Below are 25,822 nucleotides of genomic sequence, written 5' to 3'. Positions count from 1 at the left end.
GCTCGTCGAGGTGCCCTGGCTCGCCTCCGGCGTCCTCGTCCCGGTGGTGTTCCTGGCCGGGCTGCGCACCGGCCGGCCGCTGCTGACGGCGGCTGCCGGCATCGGCCTGTCCGCCGGCATCGAGGCGGTGCAGGCGTTCGTGCTCGGCATCGGCCGGGCCTGCGACACGAGCGACCTGGTCACGAACGGCATCGGCGCGGTGATCGGCGGCCTGCTCGCGGCAGCGGCGCTCGGGCTCGTGCGACGCCGGGCCACGCGACGTCGCTGACCGGACGTCGTAGGGTCTGGGCATGACCGTCGTCGCCCTGGTGCTCGCCGCCCTCGCCGCGCTCCTGCACGTCTGGATCTTCGTGCTCGAGTCCGTCCTCTGGACCACCCCGCGTGCGCGGAACACCTTCGGCACCTCGGAGCAGGAGGCCGCCGCCACGCGCTCGCTCGCGTTCAACCAGGGCTTCTACAACCTGTTCCTCGCCGTGCTCGTCCTGGTCGGCATCGTCGTCGTCGCGTCGGGCGGCACCGCCGTCGGCCTGACGCTCGTCGTCGCCGGCACCGGGAGCATGCTGGCCGCCGCGCTGGTGCTGTTCACGAGCGACGCGACGAAGCGCCGTGCCGCCACCACGCAGGGCGCGCTGCCGCTCCTCGCGCTGCTCCTGCTCGGGATCGCCGCGCTGGTCTGAGCGAGCGGTCGCGGCGCTGGTCTAGAGCAGCTCGGCGAGCAGGGCCTCGACCCGGCGGCGGACCTCGTCGCGCACCGGGCGCACCTGGTCGATCGGCAGGCCGGCCGGGTCGGTGAGCGCCCAGTCCTCGTAGCGCTGGCCCGGGAAGACCGGGCACGCGTCCCCACAGCCCATCGTCACGACGACGTCCGCCTGGCGCACCGCGTCGGTGGTCAGGACGGCGGGCTGCTCCCCCGCGATGTCGATGCCCTCCTCGGCCATCGCCTGCACCGCGACGGCGTTGATCCGGTCGGCGGGCTCCGACCCGGCGGAGAAGACGTCGACGCGGTCGCCGCCGAGGTGCCGGAGCCACCCGGCTGCCATCTGCGAGCGACCGGCGTTGTGGACGCAGACGAACAGGACGGCGGGCTTCTGGTCGGGCACGGTGACTCCGGGGGTCGTCGGGACGGGGTGGGGTCATCCTGCCGCACCGAGGTGGACGAACGGGCCCGGCGGCGGACGGGAGGCCCGTGGCGGGCCGGCACCGTGCCTCCCGTCCGTCCCGTGGCGCGTCCAGATCGTGACCCACCCGAGCGGGTCGGTGCGGTAGCGTCCGCGGGGTGATCGTGTGGATCAACGGCACCCACGGAGCCGGCACGACGACGACGGCCCGCCTGCTGCAGCCGATGCTGCCCGACGCCCACGTGCTCGACCCGGAGAAGATCGGCGAGGTCCTGATGGACGTCCGACCGGCGCTGCCCGACCACGGGGACTTCCAGCACTGGGCCCCGTGGCGCCCCCTCGTCGTCGAGACCGCGCGGCGGGTGCTCGACCAGGTCGGCGGCACCCTCGTCATGCCGCAGACCGTGCTGGTCGAGGCCTACTGGCGGGAGATCGCCGACGGGTTCGCGCAGCACGGGATCCCGGTGCGGCACGTCGTCCTGCACGCCGACCAGGACACCCTGCGCCGACGGATCGAGGACGACGCCGTCGTCGGCTACTCGACCTTCCGGATGAGCCGCCTCGCCCCGTACGCCGAGGCGGCGGACGGCTGGCTGCACGACGCCGCCGAGGTCGTGTCGACCGTCGGACGCACGCCCGAGCAGGTCGCCCGGGGCATCGCTGACGGTCAGCCCGCGGCGGTCCCGGCGAGCCCGATCGCCGCGGGCTGACAGCGGGGACACCACCAGACGCGTCGGGGCGCGGAGCCGACCACCTCGACGTCGTCGCGGGCGCGCACCCGCGTGCCGCAGCGCAGGCACGGCCGACCGGCCCGCCCGACGACCCAGTGGCGCTCCCCACGACGGAGCACCCCCGTCGTCACCTGGTGGGCGTCCGGTGTCGTCGCCGAGTGGCGGAGCATCCGCTGCGCGGTGTCGAGCAGGGTCCCGACGTCGACCGTGCCGATCGGCCGGTCCGGGTGCAGCCCGCGGACGAAGCCGAGCTCGTTCGCCCAGAGGTTGCCGAGCCCGGCCACGCGCCGCTGGTCGAGCAGGACCGTGCGCACGGGCAGGTCCGGGTCCGCCGTGCAGCGTCGGACGGCCTCGTCGCGGTCGAAGTCGTCGTGGAGCAGGTCCGGGCCGAGGTACCCGACCGCCAGGTGCTCGTCGCGGGTGGGGAGCAGCTCGACCACGGGCAGCGCGATCCCCCACACCGTCCGTCCGTCGTCGAGGGCCATGCGCACCCGGGCGTCCTGCGCGGCGCGGACCGGCAGCCGCTTCCCCGCACCCGTCGTGGTCCACGAACCGGTCATCCGCATGTGGGTGTGGAGCGTCGTGCCGTCGTCGAACCGGGTGAGCAGGTGCTTGCCGTGCGTGGCGTGGGCGACGATGCGCCGGCCGCCGAGCGGGGTGCCGGCGTCGGCGCCGCCGCGGAGCTCGCCGCGGGCGACCAGGGCCCCGTCGACGGCACGGAGTCGAGCTGCCAGGCGGTGGACGGAGTCACCCTCGGGCATGCCCTCACGCTAGGCGGGGCCACCGACAGCGTCGGCGTCCCTCAGGCCGCGGCGGCGTGCTCCCGTAGTGCCGGGCAGTGCTCGGGCGTCGGGTGCTCGGTGATCGCGATGACCTCGTCGAGCCGGTCGCGGGCGGCCTCGAGCTCCGTGAGCTGTGCGGTGATCCGGTCGCGCTCGGCGACCAGCAGCGCGAAGGACTCCGGCGTCGCCACCCCCGCGTCGACGCACGGCAGCAGCTGCACGATGGTCCGGCTCGGGAGTCCGGCGGCGAAGAGCTGCTGCACGAGCTGCACCCGTTCGACCGACGACGCCGCGTAGGACCGCTGGCCACCCGCGGTCCGCTCCGCGCTGAGCAACCCCTGCTCCTCGTAGTACCGCAGCGAGCGCACGCTCGCACCCGTCGCCGCAGCGAGGTCACCGATCCGCACGTCGTCTCCGATCCACACTTGCACCTGACACCGATGTGAGGTCCTACCGTAGCCGAGCCGCAGCGGGAAGGACCCGCCAGGCAGGAGGACACCATGGACATCGCCGGATCCGTCGCACTCGTCACCGGGTCGAACCGGGGCATCGGCCGCCGCTTCGTCACCCAGCTGCTCGAGCGCGGCGCGTCGAAGGTCTACGCGACCGCTCGCCGTCCCGAGCTCGTGGACATCGACGGCGTCGAGGTGCTGCCGCTCGACATCACCGACGAGACGTCGGTCGCCGCTGCGGCTGCCGCCGCGCAGGACGTCACGCTGCTCGTCAACAACGCCGGGATCGCCGGGACCGGCTCGCTCCTGCGCGACGACCTCGCCGACGCGCACCGGCTGCTCGATACCCACCTCTGGGGCACCCTGTCGATGCTGCGGGCCTTCGCACCGGTCATCGAGCGCAACGGTGGTGGCGCGGTGGTCAACGTGCTCTCCGCGCTCTCCTGGTTCGCGTACCCGGGGTCAGGTGCCTACGGGGTGGCGAAGGCCGCGGAGTGGAACATGACGAACGCGGTCCGGCTCGAGCTGCGCGACGCCGGGATCACGGTCCAGGGGCTGCACCTCGGCGCGGCCGACACCGACATGATGGCCGGGTACGACGGCCACATGACCGACCCGGCCGACGTCGCACGCGCGTCGCTCGACGGGGTCGAGCAGGGGCTCGCGGAGGTCGTCGTCGACGAGTGGAGCGCGATGGTCAAGGCGTCGCTCCAGCAGACGCCGGACGTGCTCGCGGCGCAGCTCGGCTGACGGCAGGACGGACGGGAGGCGCGGTGCCAGCCGGCACCGCGCCTCCCGTCCGTCACCGGGTCGCGTCAGGAGCCTGGGCGCTCCTCCGGGCGGTCGGCGGACGTGTCCGCCGGCGCCGGGTCGAGGGTCGCGTCGATGCCGGGGTCCGGCGAGACGGTCTGCGTGTGCACCGGGAAGGCGTCCGGCGAGGTGCTGACCTCGCCGACGGCCGACGCGGAACGCCCACGGCCGCCGCGGATCCGGCGCACCAGGTCCCAGGGGCGACCGGACTGCCGCTGCTCCGGTGCGTCGACCTCGAGACCGTAGTACGCGCCGACGTGCTCGAGCAGGACCTCGCGCTCCGCCTTGTCGTACGCCCGGCGTTCCCGGTTGAAGGCGATCACGGTGGACCAGCAGACCATGAGCAGCACGACGCTGAACGGGAGTGCCGTGGTGATCGCCGCGGTCTTCAACGCGTTCAGCCCGCCGGTCAGCAGCAGCGCGACGGCGAGCAGGGCGGCGACGACCGCGAAGAAGACGCGGAGCCAGTTCTTCGGCTCGATGTCACCGCCCGAGGCGATCATCGCCATGACGAGCGACCCCGAGTCCGAGGACGTCACGAAGAACACACCGATGAGCAGGATCGCGCCGAACGTCAGCACGACGCCCGCGGGCAGGTCGGCGAGCAGCGTGAAGAGCGACCCCTCGACGTCGACGGAGCCGTCCGCGCCGACGAGGCCGCCGGCGCCGTCGGTCTCCTGGTGGATCGCGGCACCGCCGAGGACGGCGAACCAGAGGAAGGTGAGGGCGGTCGGCACGAGCAGCACGCCGAAGACGAACTCACGGACGGTGCGACCGCGCGAGATCCGGGCGATGAAGATGCCCACGAAGGGGGCCCACGACATCCACCAGCCCCAGTAGAACGTGGTCCAGGCGCCCTGCCACTCCTCGCCCGCGGCGCCCTGCTGCGCGGTGACGTTGAAGGACAGGCCCACCACGTTCTGCAGGTAGGCGCCGATCGACTGGACGAAGTCGCGGAGCAGGAACTGCGTGGGGCCGACGATCAGGATGAAGAGCAGCAGTGCCGCCGCGAGGATGAGGTTGAAGTTCGAGAGGATCTTCATGCCCTTGGTCACACCGGTGACCAGGGAGACGATCGTCACGGCGGTGATGACCGCGATGATCGCGATCTGGCTGACGGTGCTGCTCTCCGCGAGACCCGCACTCTCGAGGCCGGCACCGATCTGGATGACACCGAGGCCGAGCGAGGTCGCGACACCGAACAGCGTGCCGATCAGGGCGATCACGTCGATGAGGTTGCCCCACCCGCCGCGGACGCGGTTGCCGAGCAGCGGTTCGAGTGCCCAGCGGATCGAGACCGGGCGGCCCCTGCGGTGGATCGCGTACGCCAGGGCGAGGCCGAGGACGACGTAGATGGCCCAGGCGTGCAGGCCCCAGTGCAGGAAGGTCTGGGTCATCGCCTGCTGGGCGAGCTGGTTCTCGGTGCCCGTGACACCGGGCCGGGGCGAGGCGAAGTGACTGAGCGGCTCGGAGACACCGTAGAAGACGAGGCCGATGCCCATGCCCGCAGCGAAGAGCAGGGCGAACCACGAGCCGGTGGAGAACTCCGGTTCGTCCTGGTCCTTGCCGAGCTTGATGTCGCCGTACCTCGAGAAGCCGACGAACAGCGAGAACCCGACGAAGAACGCCGCGATGAGCACGTAGTACCAGCTGAAGTTGCGGACGATCCCGCTCTGCAGTGCGGTGAACACGGCCTCGGCGGACGACGGCGCGATGAGGGTCCAGGCGACGAAGCCGAGCACGATCACGGCGGCCGGCCAGAAGACCCAACGAGCGAGCTGAGGGGTGGTGCGGACCGGCTCACCGGGCCGGAGTTGATCGGATGCGGTTGCGGGTGGTCTGGTGGTGGCCATCCGTCCATGGTGCCTGATGTGCTGTGGAACCGTTCAGGCGGGGCTGTCCTCGCCGGGGTCGACGGTCCGCGCACGCATCGTCGCGACGAGTCCGCGCCGCGGCTGCGACGCCTGCTGCTCGAGCCGATCGGCCAGCCGGTCGGCGGCACGCTCGACGAGCGGCTGCCCGGCGCCGTAGTGGCCGACGGTCGCGAAGAGGCCCGCCACCAGGTCCTCCGGTGCCGGCCAGTGCTGCAGGACGCGCGGCGCTCCCTCCGGGCCGAGCAGCGCCGTGACGGCCGCCCGGTCCCGCCAGAGCGGCACCAGGACCGGCGTCGCCATGTCCAGGGCGCTGACCGCGGTGTACGGGTCGTTCGATCCGGAAGCGAGCCCGCGGACGGCGATCTCGACCAGCTGCTGCAGGGCGAACTCGACGTCCTGCACGGGCGTCCTGGCGGTGCCGAGGACCACCGCGGCGCGCAGCGTTCGAGCGGTGGCGGCGTCGACCGTCGGCCTGCTGCCCCCGTCCGCGCGGACCCGGACGACGACGTCGCCCTGGATCACGTACCGGCCCGGGGTCGCGACGACGTCGACCAGACGGTCGTTGCGGCCCGCCCAGGCCGTCAGGGCCCGCCACTCCACCGACTGCACGTAGCCGTCGGCCGCAGCCCGGACCGCGGACCACCCGTCCTCGGGCACGACGACGGGGGCGATCGTCCGTCGATCGTCGTCGCCGTCCCGGTAGGCCTCGTCGACCGCTGCACGCAGGTCGGTCTGCACCTGCCGCTGCAGCGACGTGATCTGCGTGCTCGACGCGATGTGGTGGATGAAGAAGACGAGCACGCCCACGTCGAGCACGGCGAGCAGGACCGCGACGTGGATCGCGACGACGGGGACGAACGGGTCGCCGTCGTCGACGTCGGTGTGCACCGTCCGCAGCACGACCATCGCGTAGAGGAACGTCGACGTGAACGCCGCGAGCACGAGCTGGTTCGCCCGGTCGGCCGTGAAGTTCCGCACGAGCCGCGGGCCGTACGTCGAGGACGTGGTGGCGAGGACCGAGATCGTGATCGAGAACGACGTCCCGGCGACCGTGAGCATCGCCGTGCCGATCGTCGTCAGGATCGACCGACCGCCCCCGGCGCTCAGCGCGTCGAGGAACGGCACCGCGGGGACCCGCCCGTCGAGGACCTCGCGGTCGAGGGTGACGAGCAGCTGCGCGGCGACGATCGCCACCACACCGAGCACGGCCGGCAGGAACCAGAAGGACTCCCGGATGCGGACGAGGAGAGCGTGCATGGACTGGTCCGTTCGTCCCGGTGGTCAGAAGTCTCGCGACGATTCGGTGACGGGGCCCCGATCCGTCGGAGGTGGACGCGCCGCACGAGCCGGATCACCGGCTCGTGGTCCCCGATCTCCAGCGTGAGCGACCGGGGGGCGTCCGCCACGCGGTCAGCCCCGGAGGAAGTCGGCGATCGCCGTGTCGCCGCCGTTGAAGCGGATGGTCCGACCGGCCGTCGACGGGTCCTCGAGCACGTCCGCGACCACGTGGGCCACGTCACCGCGCGGGACCTGCGACGCCGAGCCGTCCCAGTCGACCGAGCCGGTCGGCTCGTCGTCGGTCAGGGTGCTCGGCGCGACGACCGTCCACTGCAGCCCGGAGTCCCGGAGCACGGCGTCGGCGATCATCTTGGACTGCGCGTACGCGAAGAAGTCCTGGTCCTGGGGGATCCCGTGGTCGAGCTTCGACCCGGACCACGAGACCATCACGTAGCGGTCGACCCCGGCCTGCGCGGTGCCCTGCACGGACAGGACGGCGGCGTCGCGGTCGATCGCCCAGGTGCGGTCGGCGGAACCGCCGCCGGCACCGGCCGACCAGACGACGGCGTCGTGCCCGCGGACCAGGTCGGCGAAGTCGGTGAGCGACTGCTCCTGCACGTCGGCGACCCGGGGCTCGCCGCCGTGGGCGCGCACCTCGTCCTGCTGGTCGGGGTCGCGGATCACGGAGGTCACGCGGTGTCCGCGCTCGGTGAGGATCCGGGTGGCGAGGAGTGCGACCTTGCCGTGGCCGCCGAACAGGATGACGTTGCTCATGGCCCGGACGGTACGCGGTGCGGCTCGGAAGCGGCGGGAGCGGGTCCGTCCCCCAGCGCCCGGCGAGTACCGTCCGGTGCGACACGACGGGAGAACCGATGAGCAAGCACGACGAGCAGCACACCCTGGTCCGCACCCTGGCACTCGGGTTCCTCAGCGGTGGACGGAGCAGCACCCCGCTGGCCGTCCTCGCGCTGAACCACGACAACAAGGCCGTCAAGGGCGACTGGCAGCAGTGGAAGGCCTTCAGCTCGCCGCTCGGCCGCGGCCTGCTCGTCGCGTCCGCCATCGGCGAGCTCGTCGGCGACAAGTCCCCGAAGGCCCCCGCCCGCATCTCGCCGCTCGGCCTGGTCGGCCGCATCGGTGCCGGTGCGTTCGCGGGTGCGGCGCTCGGGACGACCGGTCGGCGCGACCTCCGACTCGAGGGCGCGATCCTCGGTGGCGTCGGCGCGATCGTCGGCAGCTTCGCCGGGTGGGCCGCCCGCAAGCTCCTCAGTAGCTCCGGCCTGCCCGACCCGGTCGGCGCGCTCGCCGAGGACGCGGCGGTCATCGCCGGCTCCGTCAAGGTGGTCAGCGGGTCCTGACCGGACCGACACCGGACGGGAGGCACCTGGCGGACCCGCCACGTGCCTCCCGTCCGTCCGGCGTCCGGTCCGTCGCCGTCCCGCCCGCCGGGGAGCACCGGCAGGGCCTGCCGCACACGGGGACGCGCGCCTAGCGTGGCCCGCATGGACATCGTCGTCATCGGAGCCACCGGCCACATCGGCACCTTCCTGGTCCCCCGCCTCGTGCGCGCCGGGCACCACGTCAGGGTCGTGACGCGCGGCACCAGCAGCCCGTACGCGGAGGCTCCCGAGTGGGAGCAGGTCGAGCGGATCACCGCCGACCGCGAGCAGGAGGACCGGGACGGCACGTTCGGCGACCGGATCGCCGCTCTCGGCGCCGACGCCGTGGTCGACCTCGTCTGCTTCACGCTCGGGTCGGCCGAGCAGCTCGTCCGGGCGCTCCGCGGCAGCCGGACCCACCTGGTCCACTGCGGGTCGATCTGGCGCGCCGGCGTCTCGCACGTCCTGCCGATCACCGAGGAGACCGCCACGCCGCCCTTCGGCGAGTACGGCACGCAGAAGGACGCCATCGCCCGGATGCTCCTGCAGGAGACCGCCGACGGTGGTGTCGTCACGACGTCGATCCACCCCGGGCACATCAGCGGTCCGGGCTGGATGCCGATCGGTCCGCTCGGCAACCTCGACCCCACGGTGGTCGAACGGCTCGCCGCGGGCGAGGTCGTCGAGGTCCCGGGCCTCGGCGCGGAGTCGATGGCCCACGTGCACGCCGACGACGTCGCGCAGCTGTTCCAGCTCGCGGTCGAGCAGCGGGACGCCGCCACCGGGCAGGACTTCTTCGCGACCGCCCCGACGGCGCTCACGGTGCGCGGGTACGCCCACCTGGTCGCGTCGTGGGCCGGCCGGGAGGCACGGCTCGAGTCCGTCGACTGGGACCGGTTCCGGCAGACCACGGCTCCGGAGCACGCCGACGCGAGCTGGGAGCACCTGTCCCGGAGCCAGGTGTTCAGCACCGAGAAGCCGCGGCGGGTCCTCGGGTACGCACCGGCGTACACGGCGTCGGCGACGGTGCGCGATGCGCTGCGGTGGCAGGCGGAGCACGGCGACCTCGACGTGCCGGAGTCGTTCCGCCCCTGATCCCGCGGCGCGCCGACGTCAGCCCGGGCACTCGGCCCTCAGTCCGCCTCGGTGAGCGGCACGGACAGGATCCGGTCGTCGCCGTCGCGTGGGTCGCCGCGGCCGTCGGTGTTGTTCGTCACGAACCAGAGGGTGTCGCCGGGGCCGGGCAGCACCGTGCGGATGCGCCCGTGCTCGCCCTGGAAGTACACCGACGAGCTCGACGGGTCGGAGACCGGGACGGCGCGGACGGACTCCCCCTTGAGGTTCGCGACGAACACGGTGTCGCCGATCCCGGTCAGCCCGCTCGGCGAGGCCTCGTCCGTCGACCACTGCTGCACCGGGTCGACGAACCCGCGGTCCTCGCCGCCGGCGCCCTCGACCTCGGGCCACCCGTGGTTCCCCCCTGGCTCGATGACGTTGAGCTCGTCCCAGCGGTCCTCCCCGAACTCCGCGGCGAACATCGTGCCGTCCTCGGCCCAACCCATGCCCTGCACGTTCCGGTGCCCGAGCGACCACACCGGCGAACCGTCGAACGGGTTGTCGTCGGGTACCTGGCCGTCCGGGGTCAGCCGCAGGATCTTGCCCGCCAGGGAATCGCGGTCCTGCGCCTCGGACCGCTGCCCCGCGTCGCCGACGCTCGCGTAGAGCATGTCGTCGGGGCCGAACGCGATGCGCCCGCCGTCGTGGAAGGTGTTCGCGGGCAGCCCGTCGATGACCGTCGTCGCCGCACCGAGCCGGTACGAGCCGCTGTCCCCGGTCAGGTCGTACCGCTGGATCCGGTTGCCGTCGTCGGCGGTCGAGTAGACGAACAGGTCTCCGTCGTGCAGGGCGAGGCCGAGGAGTCCGCCCTCGCCGCCGTGCCGGACCCCGTCGACGGTCCCGACCTCCCGCGTCGACCCGTCCGCCCGGAGTTCGAGCACGCGCGCCGAGTCCCGCTCGCTGACGAACGCGTCGCCGTCGTCGCCGACGGGGACCACCGACCACGGCGCCTCGAGGCCCGAGACGACGTCCGTGGTCCGGCCGTCCGGCGCCAGCTGGCCGGCAGCGAGGTCGGCAGGCGGGCTGGCGGTGCTGCCCTGCCCGGCGGGGTCGCCCGGACCGGTCGTCGCGCGGTCGTCGGAACAGGCGGTCAGGCCGAGGGCTGCCACGGCGGCCAGCCCGAGGGCGGACCAGGTGCGGCGGCTGCGGCGTGTGCGGGTGGTGTCCACGGTGATCCTCCCGGGTCGTGCCCCGAGTCCACACGGCCCCGTCGGGAAACGGCTGGGGGTTCCCGCCGGAACCCCTCACCGCTGCGCGGGGCGGCCTACCGTCGGCGCCACACCCACGGAAGGACCACCGCATGACCACCATCGCCATCGTCGGCGCCGGCAAGGGCCTCGGGCTCGCCGTCGCGGACCGCTTCGGCCGCGAGGGCTTCGACGTCGCACTGATCTCCCGCAACCAGGACCGGCTCGACGCACTCGCCGCCGAGCTCCGGTCGTCGGGGTACCGCGCGCAGGGCTTCGCCGCGAACGTCCGCGACGGGGACTCGCTCCGCGCCGCGCTCGGGGCCGCCACCGAACAGCTCGGCCCGATCGAGGTGCTGCAGTACAGCCCGCTGCCCGCGAAGGAGTACATGCGCCCGGTGCTCGAGACCACCGCCGAGGACCTGGTCGGCCCGGTCGAGTTCTCGGTCTACGGCTCGGTGAACGCCGTGCGCCAGGTGCTCCCGGGCATGCGGGCGATCGGGACGGGCACGATCCTCTTCGTCAACGGCGGCAGCGCGGTCCGACCCGGCGCCCGGGTGACGGGCACGTCGGTCGCGTTCGCGGGCGAGAGCGCCTACGCGCAGCTCCTCCACGACGCGGTGGCCGACGAGCACGTGCACGTCGGTCAGCTGATCATCCCGTTCGGCATCGACGACGGACAGGACGACCACTCGTCGGCTGCGGTCGCCGAGCGGCTCTGGAGCATTTACACCGAGCGCGGGGACTTCCGGACCTACGCCGAGCCGCTGCCGGAGTGAGCGACGACGGACGGGCGCGGCCCGCTGAGCGGTGACGCGCCAGCGTCACGCGGGCCGCGCCGACCGAGCCTGCGAGGGAGGCCCGTGGCGGGATCGCCACGGGCCTCCCGTCCGCCGCACGGTGCGTCGCTGCGCCCGAGCCGGCAGCGTCAGCGCGCGGTGCGCTCGATCGCGTCGGCCATCGCCGCGGCGACCGAACGGTTCGCCTCGGCCGTCGGGTGGATGCCGTCCGGCGTCGTCCCCGCCACGTAGGCCCCGTCGGCCGCCCGGAGCGAGCGGAACGGGTCGACGAACGCCCAGCCGTGCGCGTCGGCATCCGCGTGCAGCGCATCGGTCAGGACGATCTGACCCGAGCGACGGTCGGCACCCCACCGGCTCCACGTCCAGTCGGACGGCGGACCGGCGACGACGAGGACCCGCGCCGCACCGACCTTGCGGACGATCGCGTCCACACCGGCGATCGTCCGGTCGAGCGGGACGGCCTGGTTGACGTCGTTCGTGCCGACCTCGACCACGAGCACGCGCGCCTGCGGGACCGGGCCGATCTCCGCGAGGACCTGGTCGGCACGGTACCCGCTGTGCGCGTAGCCACCGACGGCGCGCAGCCGGTCGTCGGACTCCAGCTGGTGCAGCCACGAGTCGGGTCGGGCGGTGATCGAGTCGCCGGCGTACGCGAACGGCACGGCGTCCGGCAGCGCGGGGGTGCTGAGCGCTCCGGAGACCACCTGGTCCGGCGTGCTCGGACGAGCGAGGTCCGTGGTGCCGCGTTCGACGCGGGTGTCGGCTGCTGCGGCGACGGGGCGGTCCTCGGCGCTCGCCGTGTGGGGTGCGGCGACGACGAAGACGCCGGCCCCGACGAGGCAGGCTGCGGAGACGATGCTCGCGACGACGGCGAGACGGGTGGTGCGGGTCACGGGTACAGGTATCCTCCGGATCGCCCGCCGGGACCAGGCCCCAGACCTGGGGAACGCGCAGCGTCGCTGAGGGTCCTCGCGGCCGTTCTCAGGTTCGGGCTCACGGGGCACGGCGCACCACCGGGCGGGAGCTGCGTCCGGCGGTCGCCCAGGTGCCCGCCGTCACGACGAGCGGGAGGCCGAGGGCGAGCAGCGCCAGCACCGGCCAGTCCGCCACGAACGGCAGGTGCGTGGTCCCCGTCGGGCCGCCGTCGAACCGCAGGGTGAGCGCCCGGATCGGCAGCAACCCGAGCAGCGTGCCGACGACCGCGCCGACCGTGGTGAGGATCGCCGCCTGCCACGCCGACACGCGGCGCCGCAGGACCGGTTCCGCCCCGATCGCGTCGAGCACCTCGTCGTCCCGGCGTCCGTCGGAGCGGGCGAGCCCGACCGCGACGGCGGTGGCACCGATCGTGACGGCGGCGGCCAGTGCGAGGACGAGGGCCTGCACGGCGGCCTGGTCGTCGACCGGACCGCGCTCGTAGGCGAAGCCCGGACCACCCCACCGTTCCCGGTCAGCGCCGCCACCGCTCTGCCACGCGGACGACAGCGCGTCGGACTGCGCCGGGGTCAGGTCCTGCGGCAGGTGCATCGCGAGCAGGCCGTCGACCAGCGGGACCCCGTGGGCCGCTGCCGTGTCCCGGGTCATGAAGACCCCGACCTTGATCCGTGGCGTCTGCACGTCGACGACGGCCGGGATCGTCGTCGAGGCATCGGGGCGGGTGTCCTCGAGCTGCGCGGTGTCGTCGATCGTGCGGTTCCGGAAGGTGTCGATGCGGACCGCTCCGTCGCGGACGTACTCGGGCCAGAGCGACACGGCCTCGCCGTCCTCGAGCGCCCGTCGGACCTCGGCGGACGGACGGTGCCCGGTGAGCAGGGCGTAGTCGTCGACCGTCCCCGCCGCGATGTGCGGCTCGCCGCTCCCGACGCTCTGCAGGAAGCCCGCGCAACCGGTCGTGTCGTACGTCTGGCAGTCCCGCTGCACGAAGTCGTGCGGCGTGGTGATCGTGGTCGGCTCCTTGCCGGCGTCCTCGCGGTTCACGGCGAGCACGTGCAGCCGGACGCCGTCCAACGCTCCGGAGAGCACGTGCGCGGCCCGGTCGGTGACCGCGGCGTCGTACCCGTCGCTGTACCCGTCGCGGTCGGTCAGCGAGACGTTCGCGGTCGCGACCCCGACGGCGGTCGTGTACTCGTACCCCCGGACGAAGCGGGCGTGCTCCGAGGCGCTCCACGTGATCACGACCGAGGCGACGAACACGACGCTCATCACGCTCGCGAGCACCGGGACCGTGCGGACCGGGTTGCGTCGAGCGTCCCGCGCGGCGATCCGGGCGGACAGACCGAGGCGCGCCGAGAGCCGTGCGACGCCGGCCAGGACCCACGGCGACGCGAGGGCCACACCGAGCTGCACCAGGCACGGCCCGAGCGCGACCCCGACGCCGGCGAGCACGGCCCACCGGTCCTGCTGCACGGGTCGGTCGTTGAGCAGGAGCACGCCGACGCCGCACGCCAGTGTCATCGCCGTCCCGCTGACGACCAGCACGGGGACCCAGGTCCGCCGCCGCCGTTCCGCCCGGGGACGGGGTGCAGCGGGGCGCAGGGACCCGCGGAGGGCCGCGAGGACGTCGATCCTGGTCGCTGCACGTGCCGCGACCAGCGCCGCCACGAGCCCGGCGACGACGGCGACCGCCGCGATCGTGACGAGGGCGAGTGCCGGCACGTGCAGCCCCGGCCAGGTCCCGACGTTGCCGTCGTCGAGCAGGTGGAACGCCAGCACACCGATCCCGGTGCCCAGGGCCGTCCCGAGCACGGCGCCGACGAGACCGAGCACCAGCCCGGAGCCGGCGACGACCGCCCGCACGAAGCCGCGCTCACCGCCGAGGCTCGTGACGATCGCGTACGTGCGGGTGTCCGCACGGGTGCCGACCAGGAACGCGGCACCGGCGAGCAGTGCGACCTCGAAGGCGGCGAACACCCCGACCAGCGCCAGGGCACCGAGGTACGCGTTCACGGTCGTCTCGGTCGGGACGCCCTCGAGTCGGTCCGCCGGCGGGTCGAGCACGACCGGACGGGACTCGACGACGATCCCGTGCGCGTTGAGCGCGCGGATCTCCGACCACGTCGGGGCGACCTCGGGCAGGTACACGGTCGTGTCCGACCCACCCCGCTGCACGGAGTACGGGAGCTCGGCCGGCAGGGACCCGGGCGGCAGGAACACCCCCTGGGCACCCGGGCCTGAGGCGGCGTCGCGCATGGTGCCCGTGACGGTGAACCGCTCGCGGACCGGATCGGTCACCGTCAGGGTGTCGCCGACGGACAGGTGGAGGCGCTCCAGCGTCGCGGGGGTCAGCATCGCCTGGTCGGGGGAGGTCGGTGCACGGCCGGACAGCACGTGCCAGTGCCCGTCGAGGGCGGGCGACCACGTCGCTCCCTCGTCCGCGGAGACGGCGACGGGGACCGCCGGGCCGGCGACGACGACCTGCGTGGTCCGGACCGGGATCGCCTCGGCTCCCGCCGGCACGTGGTCGAGCAGGTCGGCCCAGGGGGAGTCCTCGTCCGCCCTCGTCACCGGGCTGTCCCGCGCCGAGTCGGTCAGCTGCCACTGCAGGGGGTCCTGCCGCATCCCGGGCAGGTCCGGGCCGGACAGGCGCATCTGGGCGGCTGCGTGGCCGAGGTCGTACCGGAGTTGCTCCTGCACGGTGGGCAGTGTGGACTGGATGACCACGGCCGCCGCCGCGAACCCCGCGGTGGGGATGCCGATGAGCGACACGATCAGCACCGCGCGGCCGGTCTTCGCGAAGGCCAGGCGGCGACCGAGTCGGAGCGCCGGCCAGAGCCTCACGAGGCTGCTCGGCCGACGAGCGACTCGACGCCGGCGTAGACCGTCTCGTCGACGACCCGACCGTCGCGCAGGAAGACGACCCGGTCCGCCCAGGCGGCGTGCCGTGCGTCGTGCGTCACGAGCAGGGCACCCGCTCCGTTGTCGACGTGCCGGCGGAGCATCCGGAGCACCACCTCGCCGGTCTGCGAGTCGAGCGCACCGGTCGGCTCGTCCGCCAGCACCAGTCGCCGGTCACCGACGACGCCACGGGCGATGGCGACGCGTTGCTGCTGCCCGCCGGACAGGTCGTCGGGGAAGGCGTCGGCGCGGTCACCGAGCTCGACGTTCTCGAGCGCGAGTTCGGCCGCGCGGCGGGCCTTGCTCGCCTTCCACCCGTCGAGCTCGAGCGGGAGGGCGACGTTCTCGACCGCCGTGAGGGACGGGATGAGGTTGAAGTCCTGGAACACGAACCCCACGAGGCGTCGACGCAGCGCCGCGAGCTCCCGCGCCGGGCGGTCGGAGACCCACTCGCCGCCGATGCGCACCTCGCCGCTGGTGGGCGGCAGCAGCGTTCCGGCACACGCGAGGAGGGTCGACTTGCCGGACCCGGAGGTCCCCATCACGGCGACCATCTCTCCTCGTCGGATCGTCAGGTCGACACCCGCCAGTGCGGTTACGGACCTTTCACCGGAGCCGTACTGGACGCTGACCGCATCCAGGGCGAGGAGCGCCTCGGTGTCGGCGGCGCTCATCGGACGCCCTCGTGTGCCGTGTCGGCGATGGGCTCGACCGGTGCCTTCGGTACATGTGCCGCCGACGGCATGTACCGCGCGACGGAGCTCTCCACGTGGTCGAGCCACCGGACCTCGGCCTCGGCCTGGAAGACCATCGACTCGAGGACGAGGGACCACGCCAGGTCCTCCGACGGGTCGGCGGAGCGCTTCAGCCGCGTCAGGTCCTGCAGTGCGCGCATCGCCGAGGCGCGCTGCACCTGCACCAGTCGAGGGACGTCGATGCCGGGGACCGTGACGGCGAGCGCGAACTTGATCGCGAGCTCGTCGCGACCGCGCTTCGCGGGTACCGGCTCGCTGAACCAGCGTGCGACCTCGTCGCGGCCCGCGTCGGTCGCCGTGTAGACGACGTGTCCGTCGTCGTCGGCGTCGCCGCGGGCCACGAGTCCGTCCCGTTCGAGACGGTCGAGCGTCGTGTAGACCTGGCCGATGTTGAGCGGCCAGCTCCCCCCGGTGCGGTGCTCGAACTCCCCCCGGAGCTGGTACCCGTACCCGGGTCCTCCCACCAGCAGCGCGAGTACGCCCATCTTGACGCTCATCGTGACTCCCCCCGTCTCGGTCCGTCTCGGACATACCGAGTATGCACATACCGGGTAGCCCCCGACAAGCCCGGACGGGTCACGAAGTGGTCACGAGACGTGACGGGAGGCCCGTGGCGGTGTCGCCACGGGCCTCCCGTCCGGTGCCTGGTGGGGTCACTCCCCCAGCTTCGACAGCTCCGCGAACTCCTCGTCCGTGAGCTCGATCGTCGCGCCCTGCATGTTGTCCTCGAGGTGGTCGACGCTCGAGGTGCCCGGGATCGGCAGCATCACGGGCGAGCGCTTCAGCAGCCACGCGAGCGCGAGCTGTGCCGGCGTGGCGCCCTTGCGCTGCGCGATCTCGGTGAGCGGCGAGTCCTCGCCGGTCAGTCCACCGGTCGCGAGCGGGAACCACGGGATGAAGCCGATGCCCTGCTCCTCGGACCAGTCGAGGAGCTCCTCGGCGTCGCGCTTCTGCAGGTTGTAGAGGTTCTGGACGGTGACGATCTCGGCGTGCTCCTGCGCGGCCTTCACGTCGTCGACGGAGACCTCGGACAGGCCGATGTGGCGGATCTTGCCCTCGTCCTGCAGCTTCTTCAGCTCGCCGATCTGGTCCTCGAGCGGGACCTTCGGGTCGATGCGGTGCAGCTGGAACAGGTCGATGCGCTCGAGGCCGAGGCGGCGGAGGCTCATCTCGGCCTCCTGGCGGAGGTACTCCGGGCGGCCGACCGGCGGCCACTCGTTCGGGCCGGTGCGGGTCAGGCCGGCCTTGGTCGCGATGACGATGTCGTCGCCGTAGGGGTGCAGGGCTTCACGGAGCAGCTCCTCGGCGACGTACGGGCCGTAGGAGTCGGCCGTGTCGAAGAAGTCGACGCCGAGGTCGACCGCGCGCTTGAGGACACGGACGGCCTCGTCGTGGTCCTTCGGCGGCCCCCAGACGCCCGGGCCGGTGAGCTGCATGGTGCCGTAGCCCAGGCGGTGGACCTCGAGGTCACCGCCGATGCGGAACGTGCCCGAGGCGGCGGCAGGACGGTTCGTGGTGTCGGTACCAGTGGTCATGACCCCGGTCTACGCCCGTGGAGTGACCCGTTGCTGGGTCGGTGTCCCCCTGGCGCGTGCGACGGGCAGCGCGGGCGCCCTGGTCAGCGACCCGGGCGTGGGTACGGCGTCTCGCCGGTCGCGAGCCCGGCGACGAGCTTCGCGATCCGGTTCGCCCGTGCGGAGACGCTCGGTGCCGTGACGACCCGGTGCAGCACGGCGTACCGGTTCGTCGCGTCGAGCTCGGCGAACAGCGCGGCCGCAGCGGGTGCGGCGTCGAGCGCGGCCCGCAGGTCGTCGGGCACGGTGGCGGTCGCCGCTCCGGCGTAGGCGCGGTCCCACCGTCCGTCGCCCTTCGCGCGGTCGACCTCGGCGCGACCGCGTGGGCGCATGCGGCCGGCGTCCTCGAGTGCCGCGACGAGCCCGATGTTGCGCTGGGACCAGAGCGACGCCCGGCGGCGCGGGGTGAAGCGCTGCCGGAAGGTCGCCGTGTCCCGGCCGCGCTTCTGCCCGTCGATCCACCCCGAGCACAGGGCCTCGTCGAGCGCCTGGTCGTACGTCAGCGACGTCGGCTCCGTCGTGCCCTTCTTGGCGAGCACCAGCCAGACGCCGTCGGGATCGTCCTCGTGCTCGTCGAGCCAGGCACGCCAGGCGGCTGCGTCGGGGAGCACCAGGTCGTCGTCGTCCACGCCGTCATCGTAGGACGGGCACCGCGGCCGCGGGCGGACCGGTCAGCGAACGCCGCCGCCGCTGCTGATCCGCACGGCGTCGGCCCACTCGTGCACCCAGCCGGGCAGCGTGAGGTCCCGCGCCGCGCCGCCCGCCGCGGCCACCACGTCCTCGGGCGTCACCTGGCCGCCCTCGCGCCGCAGGAACCGTGCCTGGACGACCGCCCGAGCGACGACCGCGCCCTGCCGGACGAAGGTCTGCTCCATGTACACGGCGCGCTCGTCGACGCCGAGCACCCGGGTGTGCAGGGTGAAACGTTCCCCGAGCGTCAGGGAGCGCTTGTACGTGATCGTCTGCGCAGCGACGACGGCGTACCAGCCGCGGCGGGCGGACTCCTGCCAGAAGCCGGACCCGTACAGCAGGTCGTAGCGGCCGAGGTCCATCAGCGTCAGGTACCGGCCGTTGTTCACGTGCCGCAGCGTGTCCAGGTCCGTCGGCAGCACGCGGAAGGGCGTGCGGGCCTCGTCCCACAGCGAGGGGCGCCGCCCCGGTCGCAGGGCGGTCAGCCGGAGGCGCAGACCGAGGAGGAAGAGCCGGAGGTACAGGTTCACGGGTCGATCACACCAGTGCCGGGCTGAGCGTCCGATCCCGTTGGAGGAACCGCACGAGCGCGTCCGGTGTCGAGTGCAACACCGTGCAGCGGAACCTGCAACCGCCTGGTCGGGGCGGTTCAGCCGAGCGGGCCGCCCCCGGCGCCGCTGATCCCCGGGTGTGCCGACTTCGCCACGCCTTCGATGATCGCGTGCTCCCCGGATGCCTCGGACATCGCGCGCTCCCCGACGCGCGGGTCGACGGGCTCCAGGTGCGCCAGGGCCTTCCGACGCCGGGCGTTCTGCACCTCGAGCACGACGAGCAGGGCGGCGACGACCACCACGAGGCCGATGACGATCCAGACCACGGTCATGACGTTCCCCTTCCGTCGCGGACACTGTCCGTGCCCTCAGCGTAGCCGTGCCGGTACCTCCCTGACGAGGTGCCGGCAGGAGTAGACCTGCACCCATGCAGACACGCAAGCTCGCAGACCTCGAGGTCGGCTCCGTCGGCCTCGGCACCATGGGCATGAGCGCCTTCTACACGGGCGCCGGCACCGACGACGACGAGTCGATCCGCACGATCCACCGCGCGATCGACCTCGGCGTCACGCTCTTCGACACCGCCGAGGCCTACGGCCCGTACACGAACGAGGAGCTCCTCCGTCGTGCCCTCGGCGACCGCCGCGACCAGGTCGTGATCGCCACCAAGTTCGGCCTCTACCGGCACGAGGCCGGCGAGCAGACCCCCACGCAGCAGCGCGGCATCTCCAGCGCACCCGAGTCCGTCCGCGAGGCGCTCGAGGGCTCGCTCCGCCGCCTCGGCACCGACCACATCGACCTCTACTACCAGCACCGCGTCGACCCGGCCGTCCCGATCGAGGACGTGGTCGGACAGCTCGCCGGCTTCGTGCAGGAGGGCAAGATCCGCCACATCGGGCTCTCCGAGGCGAGCGCCGCCACGATCCGCAGGGCGCACGCCGTGCACCCGATCACCGCGCTCCAGAGCGAGTACTCGCTGTGGACGCGCGACCCGGAGGGCGACGTGCTCGACACCCTCCGCGAGCTCGGCATCGGCCTGGTGCCGTACTCGCCCCTCGGCCGCGGCTTCCTGACCGGCGCGATCACGAAGCCGTCCGACCTGGACGAGGACGACTTCCGCCGCCAGAACCCCCGCTTCGCAGAGCAGGCGTTCACCGAGAACATGCGGATCGTCGACGCCGTCACGGCGATCGCCGACGAGGTCGGCGCGAAGCCCGGTCAGGTGGCGCTCGCCTGGCTGCTCGCGCAGGGCGACGACGTCGTGCCGATCCCCGGCACCAAGCGGGTCTCACGGCTCGAGGAGAACGTGGGCGCCGCCGACGTGACGCTCTCCGCCGACCAGCTCGCGCGCCTGTCGGCGCTGCCCGTACCGACCGGGGACCGGTACCCCGACATGTCGTCCATCGGTCGCTGACGCGACCAGGAGACGGACGGGAGGCGCGGTGTCGGCCGACACCGCGCCTCCCGTCCGTCTCGGTGTCGGCGGTCACTCCGGAACGCGCGTTCCGGGGCCGCGGTGCGTGACGCGCGCGACCCGAGCTCGTCACGGGGCGGAAACAGGGGCTCCCTAGCGTCGAGGTGACACGTGACCGGCACCGCGACGGGGGCACCATGACCAGCACGACACCACCACGCACGACCACCGGACCGGACGGGGTGGACACGGTCCCGCCGCTCGGTCGGCTCCTGCCGCTGGGCCTGCAGCACGTCCTGGCGATGTACGCCGGGGCGGTCGCCGTCCCGCTCATCGTCGGTGGGGCGCTCGGGTTCGACCGGGCCGACCTGGCCTTCCTGATCAGCGCCGACCTGTTCGTCGCCGGGCTGGCGACGATCGTGCAGTCCGTCGGCTTCTGGCGCTTCGGGGTCCGCCTGCCGCTCGTGCAGGGCGTGACCTTCGCCGCAGTCGGTCCGATGATCGCGATCGGCAGTGCGCACGGCATCACCGCGGTCTACGGGGCGACGATCGCCTGCGGGGTGTTCATGGTGCTCGTGGCGCCGTGGTTCTCGCAGCTCGTGCGGCTGTTCCCGCCGATCGTCACCGGCACCGTGATCCTGATCATCGGCGTCTCGCTCACGAGCGTCGCCGCCGGGTGGATCACCGACGGTGGGGAGGACGGCGCTGCCGATCCGCTCGACGTGGCCTTCGCGGCAGGCGTGCTGCTGGCCGTCGTGCTCGTCGAGCGCTTCGCGCCGCGCGGGCTCGCGCGGGTCTCGGTGCTGTTCGGGCTCGTCCTCGGCACCGTCGCGGCGCTGTTCGTCCCCGGCATGGTCGACGGGTCGGGGATCGGCGACGCCGCCTGGTTCGCCGTCGTCACGCCGTTCCACTTCGGGCTGCCGACGTTCGACCTCGCGTCGATCGTGTCGATGCTCGTCGTCGGGCTCGTCATCATGACCGAGACCACGGGCGACATGGTGGCCGTCGGCGAGGTCGTCGACCGTCCGGTGTCGCGCCGCACGCTGGCCGACGGACTGCGGGCCGACGGCCTCGGTACCGTGCTCGGCGGGGTCTTCGACACGTTCCCGTACACGGCGTTCGCGCAGAACGTCGGGCTGGTGGCCCTGACCGGGGTGCGCTCGCGGTACGTGGCGACGGCCGCCGGCGGCATGCTCGTCGTGCTCGGACTCGTGCCGAAGGTCGCAGCGGTCGTCGAGGCGGTGCCGCACGCGGTGCTCGGCGGTGCCGGGGTCGCCCTGTTCGGCATGGTCGCGGCGAGCGGCATCCGGACGCTCTCCGAGGTGCGGTTCGACAACCGGAACGTGCTCGTCGTGGCGCTGCCGCTCGCGATCGCGCTGCTGCCGACCGTCGCGCCGGAGATCTACGGGGCGTTCCCGACGTGGTTCACGCTCGTGTTCGACTCGGGCATCTCGGCCGGGGCGATCGCCGCGATCCTGCTCAACCTGCTGCTCGGGTCGAGCAGGCTGCGGGAGCGCTACGGCGCCGACCCCGCCGTGGGGTCGTACGACGCGGTGCGCTCGACGGCGCCGGTCGCGACGGTCGGCGACGGCCGGTCCTGACGCGCGGCGCGCGCTGCGCGGGGCCGCGCCGGGCCGCGCCGCCGCCGCGCCGCCGCGCCGCCGCGCCGCCGCGGCTCCCGCGAGACTCGGCTCCGCGGACACGTTCGCGGTCGTGGGACCACGAACGTGTCCGCTCGGGCGAGACTCGGCGCCGGGCGCCGGGCGCCGGGCGCCGGGCGCCGGGCGCCGGGCGCCGGGCGCCGGGCGACCGCCTGGTCAGCTGCCGCGGTAGGTGCTGTGGGCGAAGGGGCTGAGCAGCAGCGGCACGTGCAGGTGGTCGGTCCCGGTCACCGTGAACGCGACGACGACGTACGGGTGGAACGTCGGGACCCCGGCGGCGCGGTGGTGGGCGCCGGTGTCGAACCGCAGCTCCAGGTCCCCACGGGGCAGCACGTCCGGCCCGAGCCCCGCGCGCCCGTCCGCGTCCGTCTCCCCCGTGGCCAGGACCTCGCCCTCGGGGGTGCGCAGTGTCAGCGCGACACCGACGGCCGGGGTGCCGGTGCGGGCGTCGAGCACGTGCGTGGTCAGGTGCGGGACGCCGAAGGTCGCTCGGATCCGGTGCACGGCGATGTCGGCCAGGGCAGCGGTGGCCTCGGTCACCTCGGCGTCCGGCTCCCCCGCGAGGCGCCGCTCGAGCTCGGCGAGGAGTTCCTCCGGCGTCCGCCCGGCGGCACGCACGAGGAACACCCGGCCGAACCGGTCCTCGTACGCGGCGTTCCCGCGGGCGATGGCCGTTGCGACGTCGTCCGCCGCCGTCGCCATCGCGCCCTGCTCGCGGGCCGACGACGCCTCGGTGGTGCGCTCGCCGATGCGGGGGTGCTCGGCGAGGGCGGTGTCGAGGTCCGCCGCGGTCCACTGCGCCGCCGCCTCGGTGGCCGCTGCGACCAGGGCCGGCACGGTGCGGAACGGTCGAGCGGCCACCAGGGCGTCGGCCCACGCCGGCACCGCTGCCCAGTGCAGGGCGGTCCGTCGGGCGTCGTCGGCGGGGGCGGAGTCGAAGTCGCGGAGGTCCACCCGCCACACCCTAGGGACCGCGCGTTACGCCGGCGTTTCCCGGGGCTCCTCCGCGGCACGCAACGTCGGCGGAGGCTCGCAGCGGTACAGCGCTGCGAGCATCCGCCAAGATTGCGTCCCGCGGCTTCGGCGGGCTCAGAGGTCGGCGGCGAAGGACGCGATCCGGAGCTGCAGGTCCTCGATCCGGCGGACCCGGGCGGCCTCGACGTCGTAGCCCTCGTACGCCGGGGGCACCGGGCGTCGGACGTTGCGGGAGCACTGGAAGTCCTGGCAGACGAGGGTACCGACGGTGTTGCCGTTCCGACCGGCCTTCCCCGAGCGCTTGGCGGCGTAGAAGACGACGTCGTTGGGCAGCTTGACGTCCTGGCACCACGAGCACTGCGCCCGTGCACGCGGCGACGCCTCGGCCTGCCGGAACAGGATGCCGACGAGGTCGCCCTCGAGCGTCGGGACGACGGCGTAGGCGCGGCGCGCGGTCTTCGGGTCGCGCCAGCCGAGGAAGTCGAGCGACTCCCAGTCCAGCGTCTCGAGGTCGGTCGGCAGGGTCAGGTCGGTGACCTCCTTGCGGGAGGCGTTGACGAAGGACGAACGGATGGTCTTCTCGCTGATGGGCAGCACGGTGTGGTCGCTCTCGACGGGCCCGGGCGCGGGTGCGCGCCGCACGGGCGGAGGTGTGGTCAGGGTTCGACGGACCCGGCCGTGCCGGACGGCACAGCCGGGGGCGTCACGCCCTGATGCCGGCGCTCTGCGCGCCGACCACCTCCTGCTGACTCACGGTCCCAGCCTACGACGGCGTGTCAAGCCGGGCGTGTCGCGTCGTCGACCCGGTCGGGGAGTCGTCGTCGCTCCGGTCGGGGAGTCGTCGTCGACCCGGTCAGGGAGTCACGGAGCGGGCCGCAGCAGGACGACCGACCCGTCGAGCGCGGGCCGCCGGCGGAGTGCCCCGTACCGGCTGTCCCACTCGCCCGACGCGAGCGCGCTCCGCAGGGCGGCGACCGATCGGCGAGCGGTGAGGTCGTCGACCAGGCTCCACGCCGGGTCGGCGGCGCGGACCTCGGCGTCGAGGAGCCGTTCGGGTCGCGCGTAGTAGCCCTCGCCGAAGCCGTCCACGCAGGTGAACGGCACCGGGAGGCGCACGACCTCGACGGACGGTCCGACGAGCGTCGCCAGCCGGTCGACCGTCGGCAGCGTGTCCGCCTCGGCGGCGACCACCGCGGACGCGTACTCGGCGAGCCAACCGGTGCGGAGCCGGTCCGGGTCGCGCGCGAGGACGACGACCCGGCCGTCCTCGGGCCGTGCGAGCCCGGCGACGGTGTCCACGCTCGGGAAGGTGAGCAGCACCGCGTCGGCGTCCCCGTCGGAGACGACCCGCCGGTCCGCGGGCACGTACGAGACCGGACCAGGCCGTTCCTCGCGCACGGTGCGGGCATCGGCCAGGGACCCCGCGACCGCACGGACGAACGTCGGCTCCGGGCGGCGGTGTCGTCGCAGGAGCGCCGCTGTGTCCTCGTCCACCGGCATCCTCGTCACGGCCCCACCCTACGAACGCTCCCTGCTAGCGTCGTCGCATGGTCTCCGGGGGATTCGCCGTCGTCAGCATCGTCTACCTGGCGGTCGTGCTGCTGTTGCTCGTGCTCGTCGTCGCACTCATCGTGCTCGTGTTCGCCGCGATCCGCGTGCTGCGGTTGACCGCGACCGAGAAGGAACTGCGCATCGACCGGCTCCGCGTGGACTCGCTCGTCGACACGCTCGGGAGCGACGACGGCACCGACGGCACCGACGGCGCCCCTCGCCCCGAGGGACCCGCAGGACCGTCCGCTCCGTGACGACCGACCGCTGACCACGGCGGTCGTCCGGTCGGCCCGTCAGTCGTCCAGCTCGGCCTCGCCCGCACGCACGGCGGCGAGCCGCTCGGACCGCTCCGTCGCGGCCCAGGTCCCGAGCAGCGCGAGCGACCGCTCGGACTCGCTGCCCGGCTCCGCCGAGTAGGTGAACATCGTCAGACCCGGGTCGGCGACGAGCTCGAGCGCCTCGAAGTCCAGCTGCAGCTCCCCGACGACGGGGTGCGCGATGCGCTTGCCGCCCCGTCGGTGCACCCGGACGTCGTGGGCAGCCCACCAGCCGCGGAACTCCTCGCTCCGTGTGGAGAGCTCGCCGACGAGCGTCACGAGACCGGGCTCGCAGGGGTTCGCGACGGCCGCGGCGCGGAGGACGGCGACGGCCTCGCGCGCGGTGGCCGCCCAGTCGGGGAAGAACTCGCGAGCGGCCGGGTCGAGGAACGTGAACCGTGCGGTGTTCACGGGGCGCCCGGGGCCCGCGAACATCGGCGCGTACAGGGCCCGGCCGAGCTCGTTCGTCGCGACGACGTCGCCGCGCTCGTTCCGCACCCACGCGGGCGCGCCGGTGATCGCGTCGAGCAGGCGCTGCACGCCCGGCCGGACACGCGTCGGTACGTTCCGGTGCATCACCCTGACGCCGGCGTTGGCCAGACGGGCGAGGTCGAACAGGTGCGTCCGTTCGTCCTCGTCGAGCTGCAGCGCGCCCGCGAGTCCCTCGAGCACGCTGTCCGAGACGCCCTTGAGCGAGCCGCGCTCGAGCCGCGTGTAGTAGTCGACGCTCACCCCGGCGAGCATCGCGACCTCGTGCCGACGCAGACCGGGCACCCGGCGGACGCCGCCCCCGAACGACGGCATGCCGACCTCGTCGGGGGTGAGCCGCGCCCGCCGCGAGGACAGGAAGTCACGGATCTCGTTGCGCACGTCGATACCCATGGCACGAGCGTACGTGGCGGTACCGTCGCGACGACAGGCACCGGCGGTACCCGTGACGGACGGGAGGCGCGGTGCGGGTCGGCACCGCGCCTCC

At 73.5% G+C, this 25,822-nt stretch carries 29 protein-coding genes and 1 pseudogene; 10 read left to right on the top strand and 20 right to left on the bottom strand.

What is annotated here, in order from left to right; all coding sequences use genetic code 11:
- The first annotated feature begins 10 nt into the window (after window positions 1–10).
- Window positions 11–268, top strand: coding sequence for a VanZ family protein (locus Q9R28_RS05420; protein ID WP_311205631.1), 258 nt, complete (start codon window positions 11–13; stop codon window positions 266–268).
- Between the two features lie 22 nt (window positions 269–290).
- Window positions 291–677 carry a DUF1304 domain-containing protein gene (locus Q9R28_RS05415; protein ID WP_209684815.1) on the top strand — a complete coding sequence of 129 codons (387 nt, stop codon included), beginning with the start codon at window positions 291–293 and terminating at the stop codon, window positions 675–677.
- 21 nt (window positions 678–698) lie between these two features.
- On the opposite strand, the gene Q9R28_RS05410 is transcribed toward Q9R28_RS05415, so the two are convergent.
- Window positions 699–1,100 (bottom strand): arsenate reductase ArsC, encoded by a 402-nt coding sequence (locus Q9R28_RS05410; protein WP_311205630.1) that lies wholly within the window; start codon window positions 1,098–1,100, stop codon window positions 699–701.
- Between the two features lie 176 nt (window positions 1,101–1,276).
- On the opposite strand from Q9R28_RS05410, the gene Q9R28_RS05405 reads away from it, so the two are divergent.
- Window positions 1,277–1,828, top strand: coding sequence for an AAA family ATPase (locus Q9R28_RS05405; protein WP_311205629.1), 552 nt, complete (start codon window positions 1,277–1,279; stop codon window positions 1,826–1,828).
- Here Q9R28_RS05405 and Q9R28_RS05400 read toward each other — a convergent pair.
- Window positions 1,786–2,610, bottom strand: a complete 825-nt coding sequence (locus Q9R28_RS05400; RefSeq protein ID WP_209684818.1) for a DNA-formamidopyrimidine glycosylase family protein — start codon at window positions 2,608–2,610, stop codon at window positions 1,786–1,788. The two genes, Q9R28_RS05405 and Q9R28_RS05400, sit on opposite strands and share 43 nt — an antisense overlap.
- A gap of 41 nt (window positions 2,611–2,651) precedes the next feature.
- Window positions 2,652–3,038 (bottom strand): MerR family transcriptional regulator, encoded by a 387-nt coding sequence (locus tag Q9R28_RS05395; protein ID WP_066658849.1) that lies wholly within the window; start codon window positions 3,036–3,038, stop codon window positions 2,652–2,654.
- A gap of 93 nt (window positions 3,039–3,131) precedes the next feature.
- Here Q9R28_RS05395 and Q9R28_RS05390 point away from each other — a divergent pair, with 93 nt between their 5' ends.
- On the top strand, window positions 3,132–3,833 hold the full coding sequence (locus Q9R28_RS05390; RefSeq protein ID WP_209684819.1) for an SDR family oxidoreductase: 702 nt from the start codon (window positions 3,132–3,134) through the stop codon (window positions 3,831–3,833).
- Window positions 3,834–3,898: 65 nt separating this feature from the next.
- Here Q9R28_RS05390 and Q9R28_RS05385 read toward each other — a convergent pair whose 3' ends face one another.
- From Q9R28_RS05385 to Q9R28_RS05375, 3 genes are all read right to left on the bottom strand, one after another.
- Window positions 3,899–5,746: a BCCT family transporter gene (locus Q9R28_RS05385; protein ID WP_251155614.1), complete on the bottom strand. Its 1,848-nt coding sequence runs from the start codon at window positions 5,744–5,746 to the stop codon at window positions 3,899–3,901.
- Between the two features lie 33 nt (window positions 5,747–5,779).
- Window positions 5,780–7,024, bottom strand: coding sequence for a DUF2254 domain-containing protein (locus Q9R28_RS05380; RefSeq protein ID WP_311205628.1), 1,245 nt, complete (start codon window positions 7,022–7,024; stop codon window positions 5,780–5,782).
- Window positions 7,025–7,177: 153 nt separating this feature from the next.
- On the bottom strand, window positions 7,178–7,819 hold the full coding sequence (locus Q9R28_RS05375; RefSeq protein ID WP_311205627.1) for an SDR family oxidoreductase: 642 nt from the start codon (window positions 7,817–7,819) through the stop codon (window positions 7,178–7,180).
- A gap of 98 nt (window positions 7,820–7,917) precedes the next feature.
- On the opposite strand from Q9R28_RS05375, the gene Q9R28_RS05370 reads away from it, so the two are divergent.
- On the top strand, window positions 7,918–8,403 hold the full coding sequence (locus Q9R28_RS05370; RefSeq protein WP_066657411.1) for a DUF4126 family protein: 486 nt from the start codon (window positions 7,918–7,920) through the stop codon (window positions 8,401–8,403).
- A gap of 144 nt (window positions 8,404–8,547) precedes the next feature.
- Window positions 8,548–9,519, top strand: a complete 972-nt coding sequence (locus Q9R28_RS05365; RefSeq protein ID WP_311205626.1) for an NAD(P)-dependent oxidoreductase — start codon at window positions 8,548–8,550, stop codon at window positions 9,517–9,519.
- Between the two features lie 38 nt (window positions 9,520–9,557).
- Here Q9R28_RS05365 and Q9R28_RS05360 read toward each other — a convergent pair whose 3' ends face one another.
- Window positions 9,558–10,709: a PQQ-dependent sugar dehydrogenase gene (locus Q9R28_RS05360; RefSeq protein ID WP_311205625.1), complete on the bottom strand. Its 1,152-nt coding sequence runs from the start codon at window positions 10,707–10,709 to the stop codon at window positions 9,558–9,560.
- A 131-nt stretch (window positions 10,710–10,840) separates the two neighbouring features.
- On the opposite strand from Q9R28_RS05360, the gene Q9R28_RS05355 reads away from it, so the two are divergent.
- The gene (locus Q9R28_RS05355; protein ID WP_311205624.1) at window positions 10,841–11,506 is read left to right on the top strand and encodes an SDR family NAD(P)-dependent oxidoreductase; all 666 of its coding nucleotides are present in this window, start codon (window positions 10,841–10,843) and stop codon (window positions 11,504–11,506) included.
- A 149-nt stretch (window positions 11,507–11,655) separates the two neighbouring features.
- Here Q9R28_RS05355 and Q9R28_RS05350 read toward each other — a convergent pair whose 3' ends face one another.
- The 8 genes from Q9R28_RS05350 to Q9R28_RS05315 all read right to left on the bottom strand — a co-directional run bounded on the left by Q9R28_RS05350 (window position 11,656) and on the right by Q9R28_RS05315 (window position 19,260).
- Window positions 11,656–12,420 (bottom strand): SGNH/GDSL hydrolase family protein, encoded by a 765-nt coding sequence (locus Q9R28_RS05350; protein ID WP_066657389.1) that lies wholly within the window; start codon window positions 12,418–12,420, stop codon window positions 11,656–11,658.
- A 100-nt stretch (window positions 12,421–12,520) separates the two neighbouring features.
- On the bottom strand, window positions 12,521–15,301 hold the full coding sequence (locus Q9R28_RS05345; RefSeq protein ID WP_311205623.1) for an FtsX-like permease family protein: 2,781 nt from the start codon (window positions 15,299–15,301) through the stop codon (window positions 12,521–12,523).
- On the bottom strand, window positions 15,298–16,032 hold the full coding sequence (locus Q9R28_RS05340; RefSeq protein WP_251155608.1) for an ABC transporter ATP-binding protein: 735 nt from the start codon (window positions 16,030–16,032) through the stop codon (window positions 15,298–15,300). Before Q9R28_RS05340 ends, Q9R28_RS05345 begins: the two co-directional genes overlap by 4 nt.
- The gene (locus Q9R28_RS05335; RefSeq protein WP_311205622.1) at window positions 16,029–16,610 is read right to left on the bottom strand and encodes a PadR family transcriptional regulator; all 582 of its coding nucleotides are present in this window, start codon (window positions 16,608–16,610) and stop codon (window positions 16,029–16,031) included. Before Q9R28_RS05335 ends, Q9R28_RS05340 begins: the two co-directional genes overlap by 4 nt.
- Window positions 16,611–16,766: 156 nt before the next feature.
- Window positions 16,767–17,648: an aldo/keto reductase gene (locus Q9R28_RS05330; RefSeq protein WP_251155606.1), complete on the bottom strand. Its 882-nt coding sequence runs from the start codon at window positions 17,646–17,648 to the stop codon at window positions 16,767–16,769.
- Window positions 17,649–17,731: 83 nt separating this feature from the next.
- Complete coding sequence (locus tag Q9R28_RS05325; RefSeq protein WP_066657359.1) at window positions 17,732–18,316, bottom strand: YdeI family protein; 585 nt, start codon at window positions 18,314–18,316, stop codon at window positions 17,732–17,734.
- Window positions 18,317–18,358: 42 nt separating this feature from the next.
- Window positions 18,359–18,907 carry an acyl-CoA thioesterase gene (locus Q9R28_RS05320; RefSeq protein WP_311205621.1) on the bottom strand — a complete coding sequence of 183 codons (549 nt, stop codon included), beginning with the start codon at window positions 18,905–18,907 and terminating at the stop codon, window positions 18,359–18,361.
- Between the two features lie 119 nt (window positions 18,908–19,026).
- Entirely contained in the window at window positions 19,027–19,260 is a 234-nt protein-coding gene (locus Q9R28_RS05315) for a hypothetical protein (RefSeq protein ID WP_066657355.1), read from the bottom strand.
- Between the two features lie 95 nt (window positions 19,261–19,355).
- Between Q9R28_RS05315 and Q9R28_RS05310 the strand changes: the two genes are divergently transcribed.
- The gene (locus Q9R28_RS05310) at window positions 19,356–20,342 is read left to right on the top strand and encodes an aldo/keto reductase (RefSeq protein ID WP_251155604.1); all 987 of its coding nucleotides are present in this window, start codon (window positions 19,356–19,358) and stop codon (window positions 20,340–20,342) included.
- Window positions 20,343–20,539: 197 nt separating this feature from the next.
- On the top strand, window positions 20,540–21,943 hold the full coding sequence (locus Q9R28_RS05305) for a nucleobase:cation symporter-2 family protein (protein ID WP_311205620.1): 1,404 nt from the start codon (window positions 20,540–20,542) through the stop codon (window positions 21,941–21,943).
- 216 nt (window positions 21,944–22,159) lie between these two features.
- On the opposite strand, the gene uraH is transcribed toward Q9R28_RS05305, so the two are convergent.
- The 4 genes and pseudogenes from uraH to Q9R28_RS05285 all read right to left on the bottom strand — a co-directional run bounded on the left by uraH (window position 22,160) and on the right by Q9R28_RS05285 (window position 24,478).
- Window positions 22,160–22,498, bottom strand: coding sequence for a hydroxyisourate hydrolase (uraH, locus tag Q9R28_RS05300; RefSeq protein WP_251160700.1), 339 nt, complete (start codon window positions 22,496–22,498; stop codon window positions 22,160–22,162).
- A pseudogene (uraD, locus tag Q9R28_RS05295) lies at window positions 22,499–22,957 on the bottom strand (2-oxo-4-hydroxy-4-carboxy-5-ureidoimidazoline decarboxylase); the annotation flags it as partial.
- Window positions 22,958–23,092: 135 nt separating this feature from the next.
- Window positions 23,093–23,575, bottom strand: coding sequence for an FBP domain-containing protein (locus tag Q9R28_RS05290; RefSeq protein WP_209684830.1), 483 nt, complete (start codon window positions 23,573–23,575; stop codon window positions 23,093–23,095).
- 264 nt (window positions 23,576–23,839) lie between these two features.
- Window positions 23,840–24,478: an SAM-dependent methyltransferase gene (locus Q9R28_RS05285; protein WP_209684936.1), complete on the bottom strand. Its 639-nt coding sequence runs from the start codon at window positions 24,476–24,478 to the stop codon at window positions 23,840–23,842.
- 47 nt (window positions 24,479–24,525) lie between these two features.
- Between Q9R28_RS05285 and Q9R28_RS05280 the strand changes: the two genes are divergently transcribed.
- Window positions 24,526–24,783 carry a hypothetical protein gene (locus Q9R28_RS05280; protein ID WP_311205619.1) on the top strand — a complete coding sequence of 86 codons (258 nt, stop codon included), beginning with the start codon at window positions 24,526–24,528 and terminating at the stop codon, window positions 24,781–24,783.
- 39 nt (window positions 24,784–24,822) lie between these two features.
- Here the strand turns inward: Q9R28_RS05280 and Q9R28_RS05275 are convergent, their stop codons facing one another.
- The gene (locus Q9R28_RS05275) at window positions 24,823–25,728 is read right to left on the bottom strand and encodes a helix-turn-helix transcriptional regulator (RefSeq protein ID WP_311205618.1); all 906 of its coding nucleotides are present in this window, start codon (window positions 25,726–25,728) and stop codon (window positions 24,823–24,825) included.
- Window positions 25,729–25,822 lie beyond the last annotated feature (94 nt).

Source organism: Curtobacterium sp. BRD11, assembly GCF_031844345.1.
In the GTDB taxonomy this organism is placed as follows: Bacteria; Actinomycetota; Actinomycetes; order Actinomycetales; family Microbacteriaceae; genus Curtobacterium.
The sequence above is the reverse complement of the archived record's forward strand: the minus strand, read 5'-3'. Positions and strand labels throughout refer to the sequence as shown.

Excerpts from the sequence above, each read along its gene's own strand:
- Q9R28_RS05340 (WP_251155608.1), bottom strand. The coding sequence starts at position 16,032 with ATGAGCGCCGCCGACACCGAGGCGCTCCTCGCCCTGGATGCGGTCAGC.
- Q9R28_RS05315 (WP_066657355.1), bottom strand. The coding sequence starts at position 19,260 with ATGACCGTGGTCTGGATCGTCATCGGCCTCGTGGTGGTCGTCGCCGCC.
- Q9R28_RS05380 (WP_311205628.1), bottom strand. The coding sequence starts at position 7,024 with ATGCACGCTCTCCTCGTCCGCATCCGGGAGTCCTTCTGGTTCCTGCCG.
- Q9R28_RS05390 (WP_209684819.1), top strand. The coding sequence starts at position 3,132 with ATGGACATCGCCGGATCCGTCGCACTCGTCACCGGGTCGAACCGGGGC.
- Q9R28_RS05280 (WP_311205619.1), top strand. The coding sequence starts at position 24,526 with ATGGTCTCCGGGGGATTCGCCGTCGTCAGCATCGTCTACCTGGCGGTC.
- Q9R28_RS05275 (WP_311205618.1), bottom strand. The coding sequence starts at position 25,728 with ATGGGTATCGACGTGCGCAACGAGATCCGTGACTTCCTGTCCTCGCGG.
- Q9R28_RS05310 (WP_251155604.1), top strand. The coding sequence starts at position 19,356 with ATGCAGACACGCAAGCTCGCAGACCTCGAGGTCGGCTCCGTCGGCCTC.
- Q9R28_RS05370 (WP_066657411.1), top strand. The coding sequence starts at position 7,918 with ATGAGCAAGCACGACGAGCAGCACACCCTGGTCCGCACCCTGGCACTC.
- Q9R28_RS05355 (WP_311205624.1), top strand. The coding sequence starts at position 10,841 with ATGACCACCATCGCCATCGTCGGCGCCGGCAAGGGCCTCGGGCTCGCC.
- Q9R28_RS05385 (WP_251155614.1), bottom strand. The coding sequence starts at position 5,746 with ATGGCCACCACCAGACCACCCGCAACCGCATCCGATCAACTCCGGCCC.
- Q9R28_RS05285 (WP_209684936.1), bottom strand. The coding sequence starts at position 24,478 with ATGCCGGTGGACGAGGACACAGCGGCGCTCCTGCGACGACACCGCCGC.
- Q9R28_RS05365 (WP_311205626.1), top strand. The coding sequence starts at position 8,548 with ATGGACATCGTCGTCATCGGAGCCACCGGCCACATCGGCACCTTCCTG.
- Q9R28_RS05305 (WP_311205620.1), top strand. The coding sequence starts at position 20,540 with ATGACCAGCACGACACCACCACGCACGACCACCGGACCGGACGGGGTG.
- Q9R28_RS05330 (WP_251155606.1), bottom strand. The coding sequence starts at position 17,648 with ATGACCACTGGTACCGACACCACGAACCGTCCTGCCGCCGCCTCGGGC.
- Q9R28_RS05375 (WP_311205627.1), bottom strand. The coding sequence starts at position 7,819 with ATGAGCAACGTCATCCTGTTCGGCGGCCACGGCAAGGTCGCACTCCTC.
- Q9R28_RS05335 (WP_311205622.1), bottom strand. The coding sequence starts at position 16,610 with ATGAGCGTCAAGATGGGCGTACTCGCGCTGCTGGTGGGAGGACCCGGG.
- Q9R28_RS05415 (WP_209684815.1), top strand. The coding sequence starts at position 291 with ATGACCGTCGTCGCCCTGGTGCTCGCCGCCCTCGCCGCGCTCCTGCAC.
- Q9R28_RS05400 (WP_209684818.1), bottom strand. The coding sequence starts at position 2,610 with ATGCCCGAGGGTGACTCCGTCCACCGCCTGGCAGCTCGACTCCGTGCC.